The following is a 16,182-nucleotide window of genomic DNA, read 5'->3' on the forward strand; positions in this document are numbered from 1 at the left end:
AAAATCCGCCGGAACCGGCGCCATGCAATGCGGTCGGCTTGCGTTTTCGCGCCCGATTGACGATCCTACGCACTTTCCGGCGCGTGCCGCCTGTCGCGCGCGCCAGCCGGCGGCGATCCGCCCGTTGTGTCCGGTCCGGCCGCCGCGTCTGCCGGGGCTCGCACGCGTGTCCGCGTGCACCGCATCGGGGCAGCCGCATCGCGGGTCGCCGCGCATCGTCCGGCATCCCGACCAGCTTCACCGTTCTCGCCGGCGCCGCGCCGTGTGTTCCCGCCGGCATCCCGAACCCGCCCGTCCAGGGCTATCGCTATTCCGTTTATGTTTCGTTCCCTGACGACCCTGATCAAGAAGTGGCGCGCGTCGCGCAATGCGGGCCACCAGCTCGATGCGCTGCTCGCGCATGCCGACGCGGACGCGCCGTACGCCGAGCGCAGCGAATGGCTGATCGAACTCGCGCACTGGCTGCGCCGCAACGGCGCGATGCAGGCCGCGCACGACACGCCGGCCGCACGCGATGCCGACGCACGCGCGTATCCGGCGCACGCGCGGCTGCGCTACCTGTTCCACGTGCTCGACCGCAATCCGGCGTGGAAATCGCACGCGGCGCGCATCCTGCGCGGGATCCTGCGCGAATGCGACGGCATCTCGCTGCTGTGCGACGCGGGGATGCCCGTGCATTCCGGTTTCTTCGGCGCGCTGTTCGAGCGCATCGACTCGTCGCTGATCCCGCCGGCGCCGAACCGCCGCGAGCTGACGGCGCTGTTCACGCTGATGTTCCCGACGCCGGAAGACGCGCAATGGATCGACGCGCTGCCCGACGACCTGCTCGCCCGCCTCGCCGAGCTGATCTCGTTCGACGTCACCGACGAAGAACGCCACGAGCCCGGCTCGTTCTCGCGCGACCTGCTGGCCGCGCTGCACAACCTGACCTGCCAGATCAGCTCGACCGGCCTGTCGCAGACGGTGCGCAGCCGCCTGTCCGACGACGACGCGCGCAAGCCGCTCGAAACGCAGCCGTTCTACCGCCTCACGCGTGCGATGCTCGCGGTCGAGACCGCCCACGCGGCCGTCGAGGACGGCGGCGACCCGAGCAAGCTGCTGCACGAGGTGAATTACCTGCGCGTGCTGCTCGACGAATGCCGGATCGCGGTCGACGACGTGTTCGCGCACCTGTACCGCAACGGCGTGTCGGTCGACATCGTGTTCCAGGTCGAACGGATGCGCATGCGCATCCTGCGCGCGGAACTGCTGCTCAACGCGTGGATGGCACGCGACGACCTGCGCGGAATGGCGCGCCTGACGGCCGAGCTCGTCGACGCGAACCAGAACAGCCAGAGCGTGTCGCACCTCGTGCGCAGCAACTTCTCGCTGTTCGCGCGCAAGCTCGTCGAGACCAACGCGGACACCGGCGAGCACTACATCTCGCGCGGCCGCGCCGAGTATCTGAAGATGCTGCGGATGGCCGCGGGCGGCGGGCTCGTCACCGTCGTGACCGTGTGCGTGAAGTTCGCGATCACGGGCGCGCACCTGCAGTCGATGCTCGAAGGGCTGCTCGCGGGCGTCAACTACGCGGCGAGCTTCATGCTGATGCACTTCCTGCACTTCACGCTCGCGACCAAGCAGCCCGCGATGACCGCGCCGACGCTCGCGCGCGAACTCGACGACACCGGTCACGAGGAAGGCGTGAAGGCGTTCGTCGCGTCGGTGATCGCGCTGATCCGCACGCAGGCCGCGGCGATCTCCGGCAACGTGCTCGTCGTGCTGCCCGTGTGTCTGCTCGTTCAACTGTTCGCGGGCAACCTGCTGCACGCGAACCTCATCTCGCCGGAAAAGGCGCACGCGACGCTGCATTCGTTCTCGCTGCTGGGCCCGACGCCGTTCTACGCGGCGCTCACCGGCGTGCTGCTGTGGGCGTCGAGCCTGCTCGCGGGCTGGGCCGACAACTGGTTCGTGCTGCACCGGGTCGGCGACGCGCTCACGTACAACCGCCGGCTGCGGCTCACGCTCGGCGCGGCGGGCGCCGCGAAACTCGCGCACTTCTGCCGGTCGAACGTCGCGGGCGTGGTCGCCAACGTCGGCCTCGGCCTGATGCTCGGCCTGATCCCCGCGATCGTCACCGTGTTCCTGTTCCCGTTCGAGGTGCGGCACGTGACGCTGTCGGCCGGCTCGATCGGGATCGCGCTCGGCGTGCTCGGCAAGGGCGCGCTGAGCACGCCCGAACTCTGGTGGGCCTGCGCCGGCGTGCTGAGCATGGCGATCCTCAACGTGCTCGTGAGCTTCGCGCTCGCGTTCACGATGGCCGTGCGCTCGCGCAGCCTGCGCCGCACCAAGGTGCGCGCGCTGGTCGGCGCGATCGTCCGCACGGTGCTCGCGAAGCCGTCCGCGCTGTTCTGGCCGGCCGGCGGAACGGCCGCGCGCGCCGGCCAGACGGGCTCGCACTGAGCGTTCGACGCCGGCGCGCCCGCCCGGGCGGCCGCCGCCGCGCGGCCCGGCGGGCCGCCGTCACGGCCGGCCGACCCGCGCCGGCGTCCCGAATCCGACGCAACGCCGGCCCCGGGCGCCCGCGCCGCGTACAATAGTGGACTTTTGCACGTCCTCACCCGCCTTATGTCCTCGCCCACCCTGTACGAATTCTTCGCTCCCTGCCCGCGCGGCCTCGAAGCGGCGCTTGCCGCCGAGCTGGCCGAAATCGCCGGCCGCCATCTGGACGGCGCGCCGTTCACCGCGGGCGCGCAGGTGCCGGGCGGCGTCCATTTCCGCGGCGGCTGGGCCGCCGGCATGGCCGCGAACCTCCATTCGCGAATCGCGAGCCGGATCCTGCTGAAGATCGCGCACCGCCCGTACCGCAACGAACAGGACGTCTACGCGCTCGCGCTCGAGCAGCCGTGGGAACGCTGGTTCGCGTCGACGCAGACGCTGCGCGTCGACATCACCGCGATCAAGTCGCCGCTGAAGAGCCTCGAGTTCGCGACGCTGCGCGTGAAGGACGCGATCTGCGACCGGATGCGCGACAAGACCGGTTCGCGCCCGAGCATCGACACCGGCGCGCCGGACGTGCGCGTGTTCGCGTTCCTGACGGCCACCGAGTGCACGCTGTACCTCGATACGTCGGGCGAGCCGCTGTTCAAGCGCGGCTGGCGCCTCGACAAGGGCGCGGCGCCGCTGCGCGAGAACCTCGCGGCCGGCATCCTGCGCCTGACGGGCTGGACGCCCGGCACGCCACTGTACGACCCGATGTGCGGCAGCGGCACGTTCCTCGCGGAAGCCGCGCAGATCGCGCTCGGCGTCGCGCCGGGCGTCGAGCGCCGGTTCGGCTTCGAGAAGCTCAAGCAGTACGACATCACCGCGTGGCAGGGCCTGAAGGTCGCGGCGCTCGACGCGAAGCGCGCGGCGCGCGGCAAGCGCGATTCGCTCGGCGTGTACGGCAGCGACATCTCGGGCGACATGCTCGAGAAGGCGCGCGCGAACCTCGAACGCGCCGGCGTGCCGTCGGTGTGGCTCAAGCAGGTCGATGCACGCGGCATGACGCCGCCGTGCGACGGCCCGGGCATCATCCTCGCGAACCCGCCGTACGGCGAGCGGATCGAGGTGCGCGGCCGCAGCGCGCGCGGCGAGGTACGCGAGACGGGCCGCAACCGCGGCAACGACGATGCATTCCGCCGCACGCACACCGACGCGCCGGACAGCGAGTTCTTCAACGCGCTCGGCGATGCGCTCAAGCAGCGCTTCACCGGCTGGCAGGCGTTCCTGCTGACGTCGGACCGCTCGCTGCCGGGCCAGCTGCGCCTGCGCGAATCGGCGAAGACGCCGCTGTTCAACGGCGCGCTCGAATGCCGGCTGTTCCGCTTCGACCTGATCGCCGGCAGCGTGAAGGCACGCCCGGCCACGCCGGAAGGCGACGCCTGATACGCGAGGCGGCGGCTGCGGCCGCCTGCTGACACCCTGACGATGCCCGGCCAATCGGCCGGGCATTTTTCTTTCCGCCGCACCCAGGCGAGCGGTGCCACGCGTGCCGCCGAGGTTCCGCGCGGCCGTTGCGCGACCGAAGCCGCCATTTGTCGGCGTCATTTGTCAGCGTCGCCACGACTACTGACAGCACGCTGTCAGCAGCCCCCGGTCACACTGCAATCCCGGCGCAATGCAAGGCTGGTTTCCATCAAGAACCCGAACAACACGGAGCTCGTCATGACGTCCGCAACTGCAACCGACACCGCAACCCTGGAACGCGCGATCGCGTGGTTCGACATCCCGTCCCTCGATTTCGACCGGGCGATCCGTTTCTACGAAACCGTGCTGCAGACGACGCTGCAGCGCGAAGTCATCGGCGGCGTGCCGATGGCCATGTTCGATCATGAAGCGTCGAGCACGGGCGGCAGCATCGTGTTCGATCCGCAGCAGATGAAGCCGAGCGCGAACGGCGTGCTCGTCTACCTGAACGCCGGCGAGTCGGTCGTCGCGGCACTCGAACGCGCGAAGCGCGCGGGCGGCGTCGTGCAGGGCTCGGTCGTCGAGTTGCCGAATAACTACGGCTACATCGGCTACATGATCGACACCGAAGGCAACCGCGTCGGCCTGCACGCGCCGAAATGCCACTGAGCGCGTCCACGCTCCGGCCGGCGGGGCGCTATCATCGCGAGATTCCCGTCGCCGTTGGAGTCGAGGTGCAGCCATGACGCGCCGTGCCGACCGCCTGTTCCAGATCGCCGAGCTGCTGCGCGGGCGACGTCTCACGACCGCGCAACAGCTCGCCGATTGGCTGTCGGTGTCGCCGCGCACGGTCTATCGCGACGTGCGCGACCTGCAGCTGTCGGGCGTGCCGATCGAAGGCGAAGCCGGCATCGGCTACCGGCTGAACCGCAACGCCAGCCTGCCGCCGCTCACGTTCACGGCCGAGGAGCTCGCGGCGCTCGCGGCCGGCGCGCGCATGCTCGAGACCTGGGGCGGCGCGCGCTTCGCGGGCGGCGCGCGTTCGGCGCTCGCGAAGATCGCGTCGGCGATGCCGGCCGACAAGCGCACCGCGCTCGATCGCCTGCCGGTGTTCGCGCCGTCGTTCCACATCGACGAGACGTTCTGCGCGAAGGTCGACGCGATCCACCAGGCGGTCGACACGCATCACATCGTCAGCTTCGACTACCGCGACCGGCTCGGCGCGCACACGAAGCGCCGCGTGTGGCCGCTCGGGCTCGTCTACTGGGGCGGACGCTGGACGATCGGCGCATGGTGCGAGCTGCGCGACGACTTCCGCACCTTCGACATCGCGCGGATGGGCGACATCTCCGTGCACGAGCAGTTTCCGGACATGGAAGGCCGGCGGATCGCCGACTACATGCGGATCGCGGAAGCGCCGATGCGCTGAGGCGGGTAGGCTCGGGCCGCTGCCCGCTGAATGACGCGCCGCGGTTCGGCTGTTCGGCTGTTCGGCTGTTCGGCTATCTGGTTGCCCGGCCGGGCGGGCGTTCGGGCGTTCAGCTGTTTGGTTGCGTGGCTGTCCGGCTATTCGGCTACCTGGTTGTCCGGCTGTCTGTCCGGCCGCCCGACTGTCAGGCCACCCCGCCGCCATTCGCACACCGGGGCGTCCGCGCCCCGGTCGCACCCGTCACTCGCCGAACACCACCGACCGCTTCGGCCGCTCGTCGACGTGCAGCGAAAACACGTCCGGGCGCGCATAGTGCCCGACCACATCGAAGTCGTAACGCGCGCGCACGAGTTCGTCGGTATCGATGCGCGCGGTCACGAGCCCGGCCTCGCCGATCAGCGGCTCGGTCAGCAGGTCGCCGAGCGGCCCGACGATCACGCTGCCGCCGCGGATCAGCGGCCGCTCCGGATCCCAGCCCGGCACGTCGATGCCGAGCGCGCGCGGCGACGGCTGCACCTGGCAGGCGCTCACGACGAAGCAGCGTCCCTCGTGCGCGATGTGCCGCATCGAGCTTTGCCACAGGTCGCGCTCGTCGACGGTCGGCGCGCACCAGATCTGCACGCCTTTCGCATACATCGCGCAGCGCAGCAGCGGCATGTGGTTCTCCCAGCAGATCGCGGCGCCCGCGCGGCCCGCGGCCGTGTCGACCACCGGCAACGTCGAGCCGTCGCCCTGCCCCCAGATCAGCCGTTCGGTGCCGGTCGGCATCAGCTTGCGGTGCTTCGCGACGAGCCCGTCGCGCGGATCGAAGAACAGTGCCGTGCAGTACAGCGTGCTGCCGCCGCGCTCGATCACGCCGACCACGAGGCTCGCGCCCGTGCGCTGCGACAGCGCGGCCAGTTCGTCGGTTTCGGGGCCCGGCACGTCGATCGCCTGCGCGGCGTAGCGCGCATACGCGTCGCGGCCCTCGGGCAGCCGGTAGCCGAGCCGCGTGCCGAAGATCTCGCCTTTCGGATAGCCGCCGAGCACGGCCTCGGGCAGCACGACGAGCGACGCGCCGCTGTCGCGGATCGCGGTTTCGTAGCCGAGGATCGTGTCGAGCGTGGCGCGCGTGCCGGCTGGCGATGCGCCGATCTGCAGCGCGGCGATGACTGAGGTGGACATGAAGACGTCTCCGGTGAATGGGGTGACGCCATCTTTATCGATATCATTTCATCGATCAAATCGATACAACGATAACTGACATGAATGCGGATGATATCGCCGGGCTCGACCTGAACCTGCTGAAGGTGTTCGAGGCGCTGTACGAGGAAGGCGGCGCGAGCCGCGCGGCGCTGCGGCTCGGCCTCACTCAGTCGGCCGTCAGCGCGGCGCTCGCGCGGCTGCGCGTGATCTACGCCGACCCGCTGTTCGTGCGCACCGGCCGCGGGCTCGCGCCGACGCCGCGCGCGGACGAGCTGAAGCCGATCCTGTCCGACGCGCTCGACCGCTGCCGCGCGAGCCTCGCGATCGCGGCCGACGGCGGCGAGCGGGTCGGCCGCACGATTTCAATAGGGCTGTCGGACGACTTCGAGATTGCGCTCGGCCGCGCGCTGATCGACGCGGTCGCGCGGGAAGCCGCGGGCATCCGGCTGATCTTCCGGCAGACGCACAGCGGCATCGCGGGCGACGCGCTGCTGCGGCACGGCGTCGATCTCGCGATCGCGTCGGGCGGGTTCTCGGCGAACGGGCTCAGCCGGCGCGCGGTCGCGACGGGCGGCTACGCCTGCCTGATCGATCCGGCCGGCCGGGCGCGCGCGCCACGCACGCTCGCGCTCGCCGATTTCCTGCAGCGCGATCACCTGCTCGTGTCGTCGGGCGGCGTGATCGGGATCGTCGACGAGGCGCTGGCCGCGCTCGGCCACAAGCGGCGCGTCGCGGCCTCCACCACGCATTTCGCGGCGCTGCCGTACCTGCTCGCCGGCTCCGACGCGGTGGCGACGATCCCGGCGCACGCGGCCCGCGCGATCGCGCAGTCGACGTCGCTGCGTGCGCTCGCGTGCCCGGTCGAGCTGCCGCGCTACCCGGTGGAAATCGGCTGGCGCACGAGCACGCAGCGCGACCCGGCGATCGTGCGCGTGCGGGACACGATCGCCGCCTGCGTCGCGACGATCGTCGCGCCATAAAAGGGCGCGATACGGCGTGCACTGGTGAGGCGAGGGCGAAAGCAACCGGGGTCGGATTCGTCTAACGTAATGGCCGGCAGCGTCCGGGCGCAACCGGTAAAATGCCGATCCATGAAACCCGAAATCTGGACCCCGCATGTGACCGTCGCGGCGCTCGTCGAGCGCGCCGGTCGCTTTCTCGTGATCGAGGAAGAAACCTCGACGGGCCTGCGCATCAACCAGCCGGCCGGCCATCTCGAGGCCGGCGAGACGCTCGCCGACGCCGTGATCCGCGAGACGCTCGAGGAAACCGCGCATCCGTTCGTCCCCGATGCACTCGTCGGCGTCTATCTCGCGCACTACGACCGCCCCGGCAGCGCCGGCGCGACCTACCTGCGCTTCACGTTCTGCGGCACGGCCGGCGAGCCGCTGCCGGGCCACGTGCTCGACGACGGCATCGTCCGCACGCTGTGGATGAGCGCCGACGAGCTGCGCGCGTGCAGCGAGCGTCACCGCTCGCCCGCGGTGATGCGCTGCGTCGACGACTATCTGGCCGGGCGGCGCATTCCGCTCGATTTCGTGCACACGCATTCGGTCGCGCCGCGCCCGGACGCATTCGACCGTCAGGCGGTAAACAAATGAGCAAGCGCCGTGTAGTAGTGGGCATGTCGGGCGGCGTCGATTCGTCGGTGACCGCGTGGCTGCTGAAGGAACAGGGATACGACGTGGTCGGCCTGTTCATGAAGAACTGGGAAGACGACGACGACGGCGAATACTGCTCGACGCGCCAGGACTGGATCGACGTGGTGTCGGTGGCCGACCTGATCGGCATCGACGTGGAAGCCGTGAACTTCGCGGCCGAATACAAGGACCGCGTGTTCGCCGAATTCCTGCGCGAATATTCGGCCGGCCGCACGCCGAACCCGGACGTGCTGTGCAACGCCGAGATCAAGTTCAAGGCGTTCCTCGACCACGCGATGTCGCTCGACGCGGAAATGATCGCGACCGGCCACTACGCGCGCGTGCGCGAGCGCGACGGCCGCTTCGAACTGCTGAAGGCATTCGATCATACGAAAGACCAGTCGTACTTCCTGCACCGGCTGAACCAGGCGCAACTGTCGAAGACGATGTTCCCGCTCGGCGAGATCCCGAAGACGAAGGTGCGCGAGATCGCCGCGCAGATCGGCCTGCCGAACGCGAAGAAGAAGGACTCGACCGGCATCTGCTTCATCGGCGAACGGCCGTTCCGCGACTTCCTGAACCGCTATCTTCCGACGAAACCCGGCCCGATGAAGACGCCGGACGGCAAGGTGGTCGGCGAGCACATCGGCCTCGCGTTCTACACGTTCGGCCAGCGCAAGGGCATCGGCCTCGGCGGCAGCAAGAGCGGCAGCGGCGAACCGTGGTTCGTCGCGGCGAAGGACATCGCGTCGAACACGCTGTACGTCGTGCAGGGCCACGACCATCCGTGGCTGCTGTCGCGCGAGCTCGTCGCCGGCAACGTGAGCTGGGTCGCGGGCGAACCGCCGGCCGACGGCTTCGCGTGCGGCGCGAAGACGCGCTACCGGCAGGCCGATGCGGCATGCGCGTTCGGCGCCGCCGCACCCGGCCCGGCCGGCGAAGCCCGCTTCTCGCTCGCCTTCGACGACGCGCAATGGGCGGTCACGCCCGGCCAGTCGGCCGTGCTGTACGACGGCGAGATCTGCCTCGGCGGCGGCATCATCGAGTTCGCGGCCACCGGCCAGCCCGGCCAGACGGCGCCGGCAGCGGCGGCCGCCCGCGCGGGTGCGCTCGCCGAAGCACGCTGACATCCATTCGGTTTAGACTTGCGGCACGCCGCGCCCGGCGGAACACGATTCCTCCGCGGCCGGTGCGCCGCCGCGCAGCGTACGCATGGCGGCATTTCAAGATTCTTACGGAGTCCCCATGCTTTCACGACGCTACCTCGCGATGTGGTGTGCCGTCCTGCTGCTCGTTGCAGCGGCCGCGCTCGCGTCGATCCACGTGCTTTCCTGGCTGTGGATCATCATCCCCGTCGCCCTCGTCGCCGTCGGCCTGTACGACCTGAACCAGGACCGCCACGCGATCCTGCGCAACTACCCGCTCTGGGGCCATTTCCGCTTCCTGTTCGAGTTCATCCGGCCTGAAATCCGCCAGTACTTCGTCGAGGACGACACCGACGAGAAGCCGTTCTCGCGCGCGCAGCGCAGCCTCGTCTACCAGCGCGCGAAGAACGTCGCCGACAATCGCCCGTACGGCACCGAACTGAACGTGAAGGCCGTCGCGCACGAATGGATCAGCCATTCGCTCGCGCCGACGAAGCTGCCGAACCACGACTTCCGCATCCGGGTCGGCGCGAATCGCGCGCAGCCGTACGACATCTCGATCTTCAACATCTCGGCGATGAGCTTCGGCTCGCTGTCCGCGAACGCGATCCGCTCGCTGAACCTCGGCGCGAAGAAAGGCGGGTTCGCGCACGACACCGGCGAAGGCTCGCTGTCGAAGTACCACCGCGAGAACGGCGGCGACATCATCTGGGAAATCGCGTCCGGCTACTTCGGCTGCCGCAACGAGGACGGCACGTTCAACCCGGACAAGTTCGCGAAGCAGGCCGCCGATCCGCAGGTCAAGATGATCGAGATCAAGCTGTCGCAAGGCGCGAAGCCGGGCCACGGCGGCGTGCTGCCGGCCGCGAAGATCACGCCCGAGATCGCCGAGACGCGCGGCGTGCCGATGGGCAAGGACTGCATCTCGCCGGCGACGCACTCGCAATTCTCGACGCCGCGCGGGCTGCTCGAATTCGTCGAACGGTTGCGCACGCTGGCGGGCGGCAAGCCGACCGGCTTCAAGCTGTGCATCGGCCATCCGTGGGAATTCTTCGGGATCGCGAAGGCGATGCTCGAGACGGGCATCGTGCCCGACTTCATCGTCGTCGACGGCGCGGAAGGCGGTACCGGCGCGGCGCCGCTCGAATTCACCGACCATGTCGGCGTGCCGCTGCAGGAAGGGCTGCTGCTGGTGCACAACACGCTCGTCGGGATCGGCGTGCGCGATCGCGTGAAGATCGGCGCGAGCGGCAAGATCATCACCGCGTTCGACATCGCGCGCACGCTCGCGATCGGCGCGGACTGGGTGAACTCGGCACGCGGCTTCATGTTCGCGGTCGGCTGCATCCAGGCGCAGCACTGCCACACCGACCGCTGCCCGACCGGCGTCGCCACGCAGGACCCGGCACGCCAGCGCGCCCTCGTCGTGCCCGACAAGGCCGAGCGCGTGTACAACTTCCACCGCAATACGCTGCACGCGCTGCAGGAACTCGTGCAGGCGGCCGGCCTCGGCCATCCGTCCGAGCTGCGCGCGCATCACATCGTGCAGCGCGTCGCGCCGCACGAGGTGCGGCTGATGTCGCAGCTGCTGAAGTACCTGAAGCCCGGCGCGCTGCTCGACGGCCAGACGTGCGGCTATACGCTGTACGACAAGTGGTGGCCGATCGCGCGCAGCGATTCTTTCGTGCTCGGCGAAACCGTTTACACGTCGATCGAGTAACGCGCGAGCGCCCGCCGCCGGCGGCTCGCCAAAAAGAAAAGCGCCCCGCGGGGCGCTTTTCTCTTGTCTGCCCGATCCGCCGGCGGCGGCCGGTCAGCCTTGCGGCAGCGTGTCGACGAACGTCTGCCGCTGCGACAGCTTCACGAAATGCTTGTCGAGATTCGGATGGCGGTCGCGCCAGTTGAGTTCGGGCACCCGGAAGTCGAGGTAGCCGAGCGCGCAGCCGAGTGCGATGTCGGCGAGCGTGTAATGATTACCGACGCACCACGTCTTGCCGCCGAGGCCCTGCGACATCGCGACGAGCGCGTCGTCGATCTTGCGCTGCTGGCGCGCGATCCAGCTCGCGCTGCGCTGCGCTTCGTCGCGCAGCGTGTGTTCGAGACGGATCGCCACGGCCGCGTCGAGCACGCCGTCGCCCAGCGCTTCCCAGCACCGCACTTCGAGCCGCTCGCGCCCCGACGGCGGAATCAGCTTGCCGACCGGCGACAGCGTGTCGACGTATTCGCAGATCACGCGGGAATCGAACACCGCGGCACCATCCTCCATCACGAGACACGGGACCTTGCCGAGCGGATTCGATGCATGAATGTCCGTGTCCGGCGCCCATACGTTCTCGAGCTCCAGCTTGTAGTCGATCTTCTTTTCAGCAAGCACGATCCGCGCCTTGCGGACGTACGGGCTGCTGAGCGAACCGATTAATTTCATCATCTGCCTTTTTAAGGGAACCGCCGAGAGTATACGTTGTCGCCGATCATAACCGGCCGGCGCGGCCCGATAGAAAATCGCCCGTCCAGCCTGTGGATGGTTTGCAACAGCCGCCGCCGAGCCCCGTCCGGCGCGGCTTGTGGCCGCGTCTCTCACGCGCCGCGTCCGGCGGCGCTACAATCGCACGATGAATGCGCCCCTCGATACCGCCATCGCCGTCGACGTCTATCGCCAGCGCCGTGAACGCGTGCTTGCCGCACTGCGCGCCGCGGGCGGCGGCGTCGCCATCGTTCCCACCGCGCCGGAAATGCTGCGCAACCGCGATACGGCCTTTCCGTACCGGCATGACAGCTACTTCCACTACCTGACGGGCTTCACCGAGCCGGATGCCGTGCTCGTGCTGAACGCTGCCGGGTCGCACGGCGCGCCGGAATCGATCCTGTTCTGCCGCGCGAAGAATGCCGACCGCGAGATCTGGGAAGGTTTCCATTACGGGCCCGAGGCCGCGCGCGATGCGTTCGGCTTCGACGCGGCCTACGCGGTCGACGTGATCGACACCGAGATGCCACGCCTGCTCGCCGATGCGGGCACCGTGCACTACCGGTTCGGTGCGTCGGCCGAGTTCGACCGCCAGCTCGCCGGCTGGATCGATGCGGTGCGCGCGCAGGCGCGCAGCGGCGTCGCCGCACCGGACGCGCTGCTCGACCTCACGCCCCTGCTCGACGACATGCGGCTCGTGAAGGACGAACACGAACTCGCGATCATGATGCGTGCCGCGCACATCTCCGCGCTCGCCCATCGCCGCGCGATGCAGGTGTGCCGCCCGGGGATCCGCGAGTACGAACTCGAGGCCGAGCTGCTGTACACGTTCCGCAAGCATGGCGCACAGGCGCCCGCGTACGGCTCGATCGTCGCGGCCGGCGCGAACGCGTGCGTGCTGCACTACCCGGCCGGCAACGCGGCCGCGCGGGACGGCGACCTGATCCTGATCGATGCCGCGTGCGAACTCGACGGCTACGCGTCGGACATCACGCGCACGTTCCCGGCCAACGGGCGCTTCTCGCCCGCGCAGCGCACGCTGTACGACATCGTGCTCGCCGCGCAGCAGGCCGCGATCGACGCGACGCGCGCGGGCGTGCCGTTCGAGGCGCCGCACGACGCGGCCGTGCGGGTGCTGGCGCAAGGGCTGCTCGATACGGGCATCATCCCGAAGACGCGCTTCTCGAGCGTCGACGACGTGATCGCCGAGCGCGCGTACGCACGCTTCTACATGCACCGCACCGGCCACTGGATCGGCATGGACGTGCACGATTGCGGCGACTACCGCGAGCGGCTCGCCGCGCGCGACGCCAACGGCGCGCTGCCGTGGCGCACGCTGAAACCCGGCATGACGCTCACCGTCGAGCCGGGCCTGTACGTGCGGGCTGCCGACGACGTGCCGTCCGAATACTGGAACATCGGCATCCGCATCGAGGACGACGCGATCGTGCGCGAGCACGGTTGCGAGCTGATCACGCGCGACGTGCCGGTGGCGGCCGACGAGATCGAGGCGCTGATGCGTGCGGGCGCGGCGCACGGCGCGTGAGCGTGCCGCAGGTTGACATCGCGCCGATGCCGGGCCGCCGTTGGCCCGGTGTTGATGTGCCGTTGATCTGCCGTTGATCTGCCGTTGATCTGCCGTTGATCTGCCGTTGATCTGCCGTTGATCTGCCGTTGATCTGCCGTTGATCTGCCGTTGATCTGCCGTCGATCCGCAGTTGACCCGCAGTTGACCGTTACCCCGTTTCACGAACACTGATGACGACCGCTTCCTCCCCGGCCACGCCGGACCATGACCTCGCCATCGTCGGCGCGGGCCCCGTCGGGCTCGCGCTCGCCGGCTGGCTCGCCCGACGCAGCGCGACGCAGCACGCGTCGATCGCGCTGATCGACGCGCGCGAGCCGGCCGCGAGCGCGAACGACCCGCGCGCGATCGCCGTGTCGCACGGCAGCCGCGTGCTGCTCGACACGCTCGGATGGCCGGCCGACGCAACGCCGATCGAACACATCCACGTGTCGCAGCGCGGCCATTTCGGCCGCACGCTGATCGACCGCGACGAGCACGACCTCGCCGCGCTCGGCTACGTCGTGCGTTACGGCTCGATCGTGCAGGCGCTCGCGCAGGCCGTGCGCGGCACGCGCGTCGACTGGCTCACGTCGACCACCGCACGCACGCCGCAACAGGACGCCGACGGCGTCACGCTGACGCTCGACGGCCCGCAAGGCGAGCGCACGCTGCGCGCGCGCATCGTCATCAACGCCGAAGGCGGGCTGTTCCACGAACAGCAGGCCGATACCGGCAAGCATCGCCGCGACTATGGCCAGACCGCGATCGTCGGCACGGTCACCGTCTCGGCGCCGCGCCCGAACGTCGCCTGGGAGCGCTTCACGCACGAAGGCCCGCTCGCGCTGTTGCCGCTTGGTGGTGCCGAGTATTCGCTCGTGTGGTGCTGCACGCCCGACGAGGCGGCCCGCCGCGCCGCCCTTCCCGACGACGCGTTCCTGCGCGAACTCGGCGCTGCATTCGGCGAGCGGATGGGCCGGTTCGTCGCGATCGCGGGGCGCGCATCGTTCCCGCTCGGGCTGAACGCGGCGCAAACGCTCGTCAACGGGCGCATCGCGATCGTCGGCAACGCCGCGCAAACGCTGCATCCGGTCGCCGGCCAGGGGCTCAACCTCGGGCTGCGCGATGCGCACACGCTCGTCGACGCACTGTCCACGCAGGGCTTCGAAGCGACCGCGCTCGCCACCTTCAACGCACGGCGCGCGCTCGACCGGCGCTTCACGATCGGCGCGACGGACACGCTCGCGCGCCTGTTTACCGTCGACGCCGGCCCTCTTCCGCTGCTGCGCGGCGCGGCGCTCACCGCGCTCGAATTCGTGCCGCCGCTCAAGAAGGCGATCGCACGCCAGATGATGTTCGGCCAGCGCAACTGACACGCGGCGCGCCGCGCGTTGCGCGCCATCAGGCCGCGCAAACCGGGTCAAATCGGCGGGGCATGGGAATACGGTAAAATACACGTTTTCCCTCTGCCCTTTTTTGCCCGCGACGCCCGGCGCTCGCGGGCGGTGCCATTGCGATGCCCGTTATCGGCTCTCACGTATTGCGTAACAACCTGTTCGTCGCCCCGATGGCCGGCGTGACGGATCGTCCGTTCCGCCAGCTGTGCAAGCGGCTGGGGGCCGGGTACGCCGTGTCCGAGATGGTCGCGTCCAATGCGCAGCTGTGGAAGAGCGCGAAGACGATGCGGCGGGCGAACCACGAAGGCGAAGTCGAGCCGATCGCAGTGCAGATCGCCGGTGCCGATCCGGCGATGATGGCCGAAGCGGCCCGCTACAACGTCGACAACGGCGCGCAGATCATCGACATCAACATGGGCTGCCCGGCGAAGAAGGTCTGCAACGTCGCGGCCGGCTCCGCGCTGCTGCAGAACGAACCGCTCGTGCAGCGGATCGTCGAGGCCGTCGTCGCGGCGGTCGGCACGGGGCCGGATGCGGTGCCCGTCACGCTGAAGATCCGCACCGGCTGGGATCGCGAGCACAAGAACGCGATCACGGTCGCGCGCCTCGCCGAGGCGGCCGGCGTCTCGATGCTGACCGTGCACGGCCGCACGCGCGCCGACCTCTACCGCGGCGACGCGGAATACGACACCATCGCGGCCGTGAAGGCGGCCGTGCGCATCCCGGTCGTCGCGAACGGCGACATCACGTCGCCGGCGAAAGCGAAGGCCGTGCTCGACGCCACCGGCGCCGACGCACTGATGATCGGTCGCGCCGCGCAAGGCCGGCCGTGGCTGTTCCGTGAAATCGATCATTTCCTGCAAACCGGCGAGCTGCTGCCCCCGCCGCGGATCGACGAGATCCAGCACGTGATGAACGAACACCTGGAAGACCACTACGCGTTCTATGGTGAATTCACGGGCGTCCGTACTGCGCGCAAGCACATCGGCTGGTACACTCGCGGCCTTTCCGGTGCCAACGGGTTCCGGCACAGGATGAACACGCTCGATTCCACCCGCGAGCAGCTCGCCGCCGTCAATGCATTCTTCGAGGCGCAAAAGGCGCTGTCGGACCACCTCGTCTACGTCGATGACGAAGAGGAAAACGGCCAGGGCGAGTCGGACGACCATAACCAGTTAGCAGCATGAGCAAGCACAACATCGAACAATGTGTCCGCGAGAGCCTGGACGTGTATTTCCGGGATCTAGACGGCTCCAATCCGCACGACGTCTATGAAATGGTGATGTCCTGCGTCGAAAAGCCGATGCTCGAGGTCGTGCTCGTACAGGCCGGCGGCAACCAGTCGCTCGCCGCGGAGTACCTCGGCATCAATCGCAATACGCTGCGCAAGAAGCTGCAGCAGCACGGCCTGCTGTAGGCGGCCGTCCCGTC

General features: G+C 69.2%; 14 protein-coding genes. 12 read left to right on the forward strand and 2 right to left on the reverse strand.

The features are described 5' to 3' along the window. Positions 1–318 precede the first annotated feature (318 nt). From NQV17_RS02535 to NQV17_RS02550, 4 genes are all read left to right on the forward strand, one after another. Positions 319–2,442, forward strand: a complete 2,124-nt coding sequence (locus NQV17_RS02535) for a site-specific recombinase (protein ID WP_257768506.1) — start codon at positions 319–321, stop codon at positions 2,440–2,442. A 165-nt stretch (positions 2,443–2,607) separates the two neighbouring features. Next, the gene (locus NQV17_RS02540) at positions 2,608–3,906 is read left to right on the forward strand and encodes a class I SAM-dependent RNA methyltransferase (protein ID WP_257768507.1); all 1,299 of its coding nucleotides are present in this window, start codon (positions 2,608–2,610) and stop codon (positions 3,904–3,906) included. A 279-nt stretch (positions 3,907–4,185) separates the two neighbouring features. Next, on the forward strand, positions 4,186–4,596 hold the full coding sequence (locus NQV17_RS02545; protein ID WP_257768508.1) for a VOC family protein: 411 nt from the start codon (positions 4,186–4,188) through the stop codon (positions 4,594–4,596). 73 nt (positions 4,597–4,669) lie between these two features. Next, positions 4,670–5,356 carry a YafY family protein gene (locus NQV17_RS02550; RefSeq protein WP_257768509.1) on the forward strand — a complete coding sequence of 229 codons (687 nt, stop codon included), beginning with the start codon at positions 4,670–4,672 and terminating at the stop codon, positions 5,354–5,356. Positions 5,357–5,596: 240 nt separating this feature from the next. On the opposite strand, the gene NQV17_RS02555 is transcribed toward NQV17_RS02550, so the two are convergent. After that, on the reverse strand, positions 5,597–6,520 hold the full coding sequence (locus tag NQV17_RS02555; protein ID WP_257768510.1) for a carbon-nitrogen hydrolase family protein: 924 nt from the start codon (positions 6,518–6,520) through the stop codon (positions 5,597–5,599). Between the two features lie 80 nt (positions 6,521–6,600). Here NQV17_RS02555 and NQV17_RS02560 point away from each other — a divergent pair, with 80 nt between their 5' ends. The 4 genes from NQV17_RS02560 to NQV17_RS02575 all read left to right on the forward strand — a co-directional run bounded on the left by NQV17_RS02560 (position 6,601) and on the right by NQV17_RS02575 (position 11,046). After that, positions 6,601–7,521, forward strand: a complete 921-nt coding sequence (locus NQV17_RS02560) for a LysR family transcriptional regulator (protein ID WP_257768511.1) — start codon at positions 6,601–6,603, stop codon at positions 7,519–7,521. Positions 7,522–7,632: 111 nt separating this feature from the next. Beyond that, complete coding sequence (locus NQV17_RS02565) at positions 7,633–8,142, forward strand: NUDIX hydrolase (RefSeq protein ID WP_124487985.1); 510 nt, start codon at positions 7,633–7,635, stop codon at positions 8,140–8,142. Beyond that, positions 8,139–9,308, forward strand: coding sequence for a tRNA 2-thiouridine(34) synthase MnmA (gene mnmA, locus NQV17_RS02570; RefSeq protein WP_257768512.1), 1,170 nt, complete (start codon positions 8,139–8,141; stop codon positions 9,306–9,308). The genes NQV17_RS02565 and mnmA overlap by 4 nt, the downstream gene beginning before the upstream one ends. A gap of 118 nt (positions 9,309–9,426) precedes the next feature. Next, positions 9,427–11,046 carry an FMN-binding glutamate synthase family protein gene (locus NQV17_RS02575; RefSeq protein WP_257768513.1) on the forward strand — a complete coding sequence of 540 codons (1,620 nt, stop codon included), beginning with the start codon at positions 9,427–9,429 and terminating at the stop codon, positions 11,044–11,046. Between the two features lie 93 nt (positions 11,047–11,139). Here the strand turns inward: NQV17_RS02575 and NQV17_RS02580 are convergent, their stop codons facing one another. Next, positions 11,140–11,751, reverse strand: a complete 612-nt coding sequence (locus tag NQV17_RS02580) for a glutathione S-transferase family protein (protein ID WP_257768825.1) — start codon at positions 11,749–11,751, stop codon at positions 11,140–11,142. A 187-nt stretch (positions 11,752–11,938) separates the two neighbouring features. Here NQV17_RS02580 and NQV17_RS02585 point away from each other — a divergent pair, with 187 nt between their 5' ends. From NQV17_RS02585 to NQV17_RS02600, 4 genes are all read left to right on the forward strand, one after another. Continuing rightward, the gene (locus NQV17_RS02585) at positions 11,939–13,336 is read left to right on the forward strand and encodes an aminopeptidase P N-terminal domain-containing protein (RefSeq protein WP_257768514.1); all 1,398 of its coding nucleotides are present in this window, start codon (positions 11,939–11,941) and stop codon (positions 13,334–13,336) included. A 212-nt stretch (positions 13,337–13,548) separates the two neighbouring features. Then, complete coding sequence (locus tag NQV17_RS02590; protein ID WP_257768516.1) at positions 13,549–14,727, forward strand: UbiH/UbiF/VisC/COQ6 family ubiquinone biosynthesis hydroxylase; 1,179 nt, start codon at positions 13,549–13,551, stop codon at positions 14,725–14,727. A 143-nt stretch (positions 14,728–14,870) separates the two neighbouring features. Beyond that, positions 14,871–15,938 (forward strand): tRNA dihydrouridine synthase DusB, encoded by a 1,068-nt coding sequence (dusB, locus tag NQV17_RS02595; protein WP_257768518.1) that lies wholly within the window; start codon positions 14,871–14,873, stop codon positions 15,936–15,938. Further along, positions 15,935–16,168, forward strand: coding sequence for a Fis family transcriptional regulator (locus NQV17_RS02600; protein WP_006476892.1), 234 nt, complete (start codon positions 15,935–15,937; stop codon positions 16,166–16,168). Before dusB ends, NQV17_RS02600 begins: the two co-directional genes overlap by 4 nt. Positions 16,169–16,182: the final 14 nt, after the last annotated feature.

Origin of the sequence: Burkholderia sp. SCN-KJ, from assembly GCF_024656005.1 — a bacterium.
Lineage (GTDB): Bacteria > Pseudomonadota > Gammaproteobacteria > Burkholderiales > Burkholderiaceae > Burkholderia.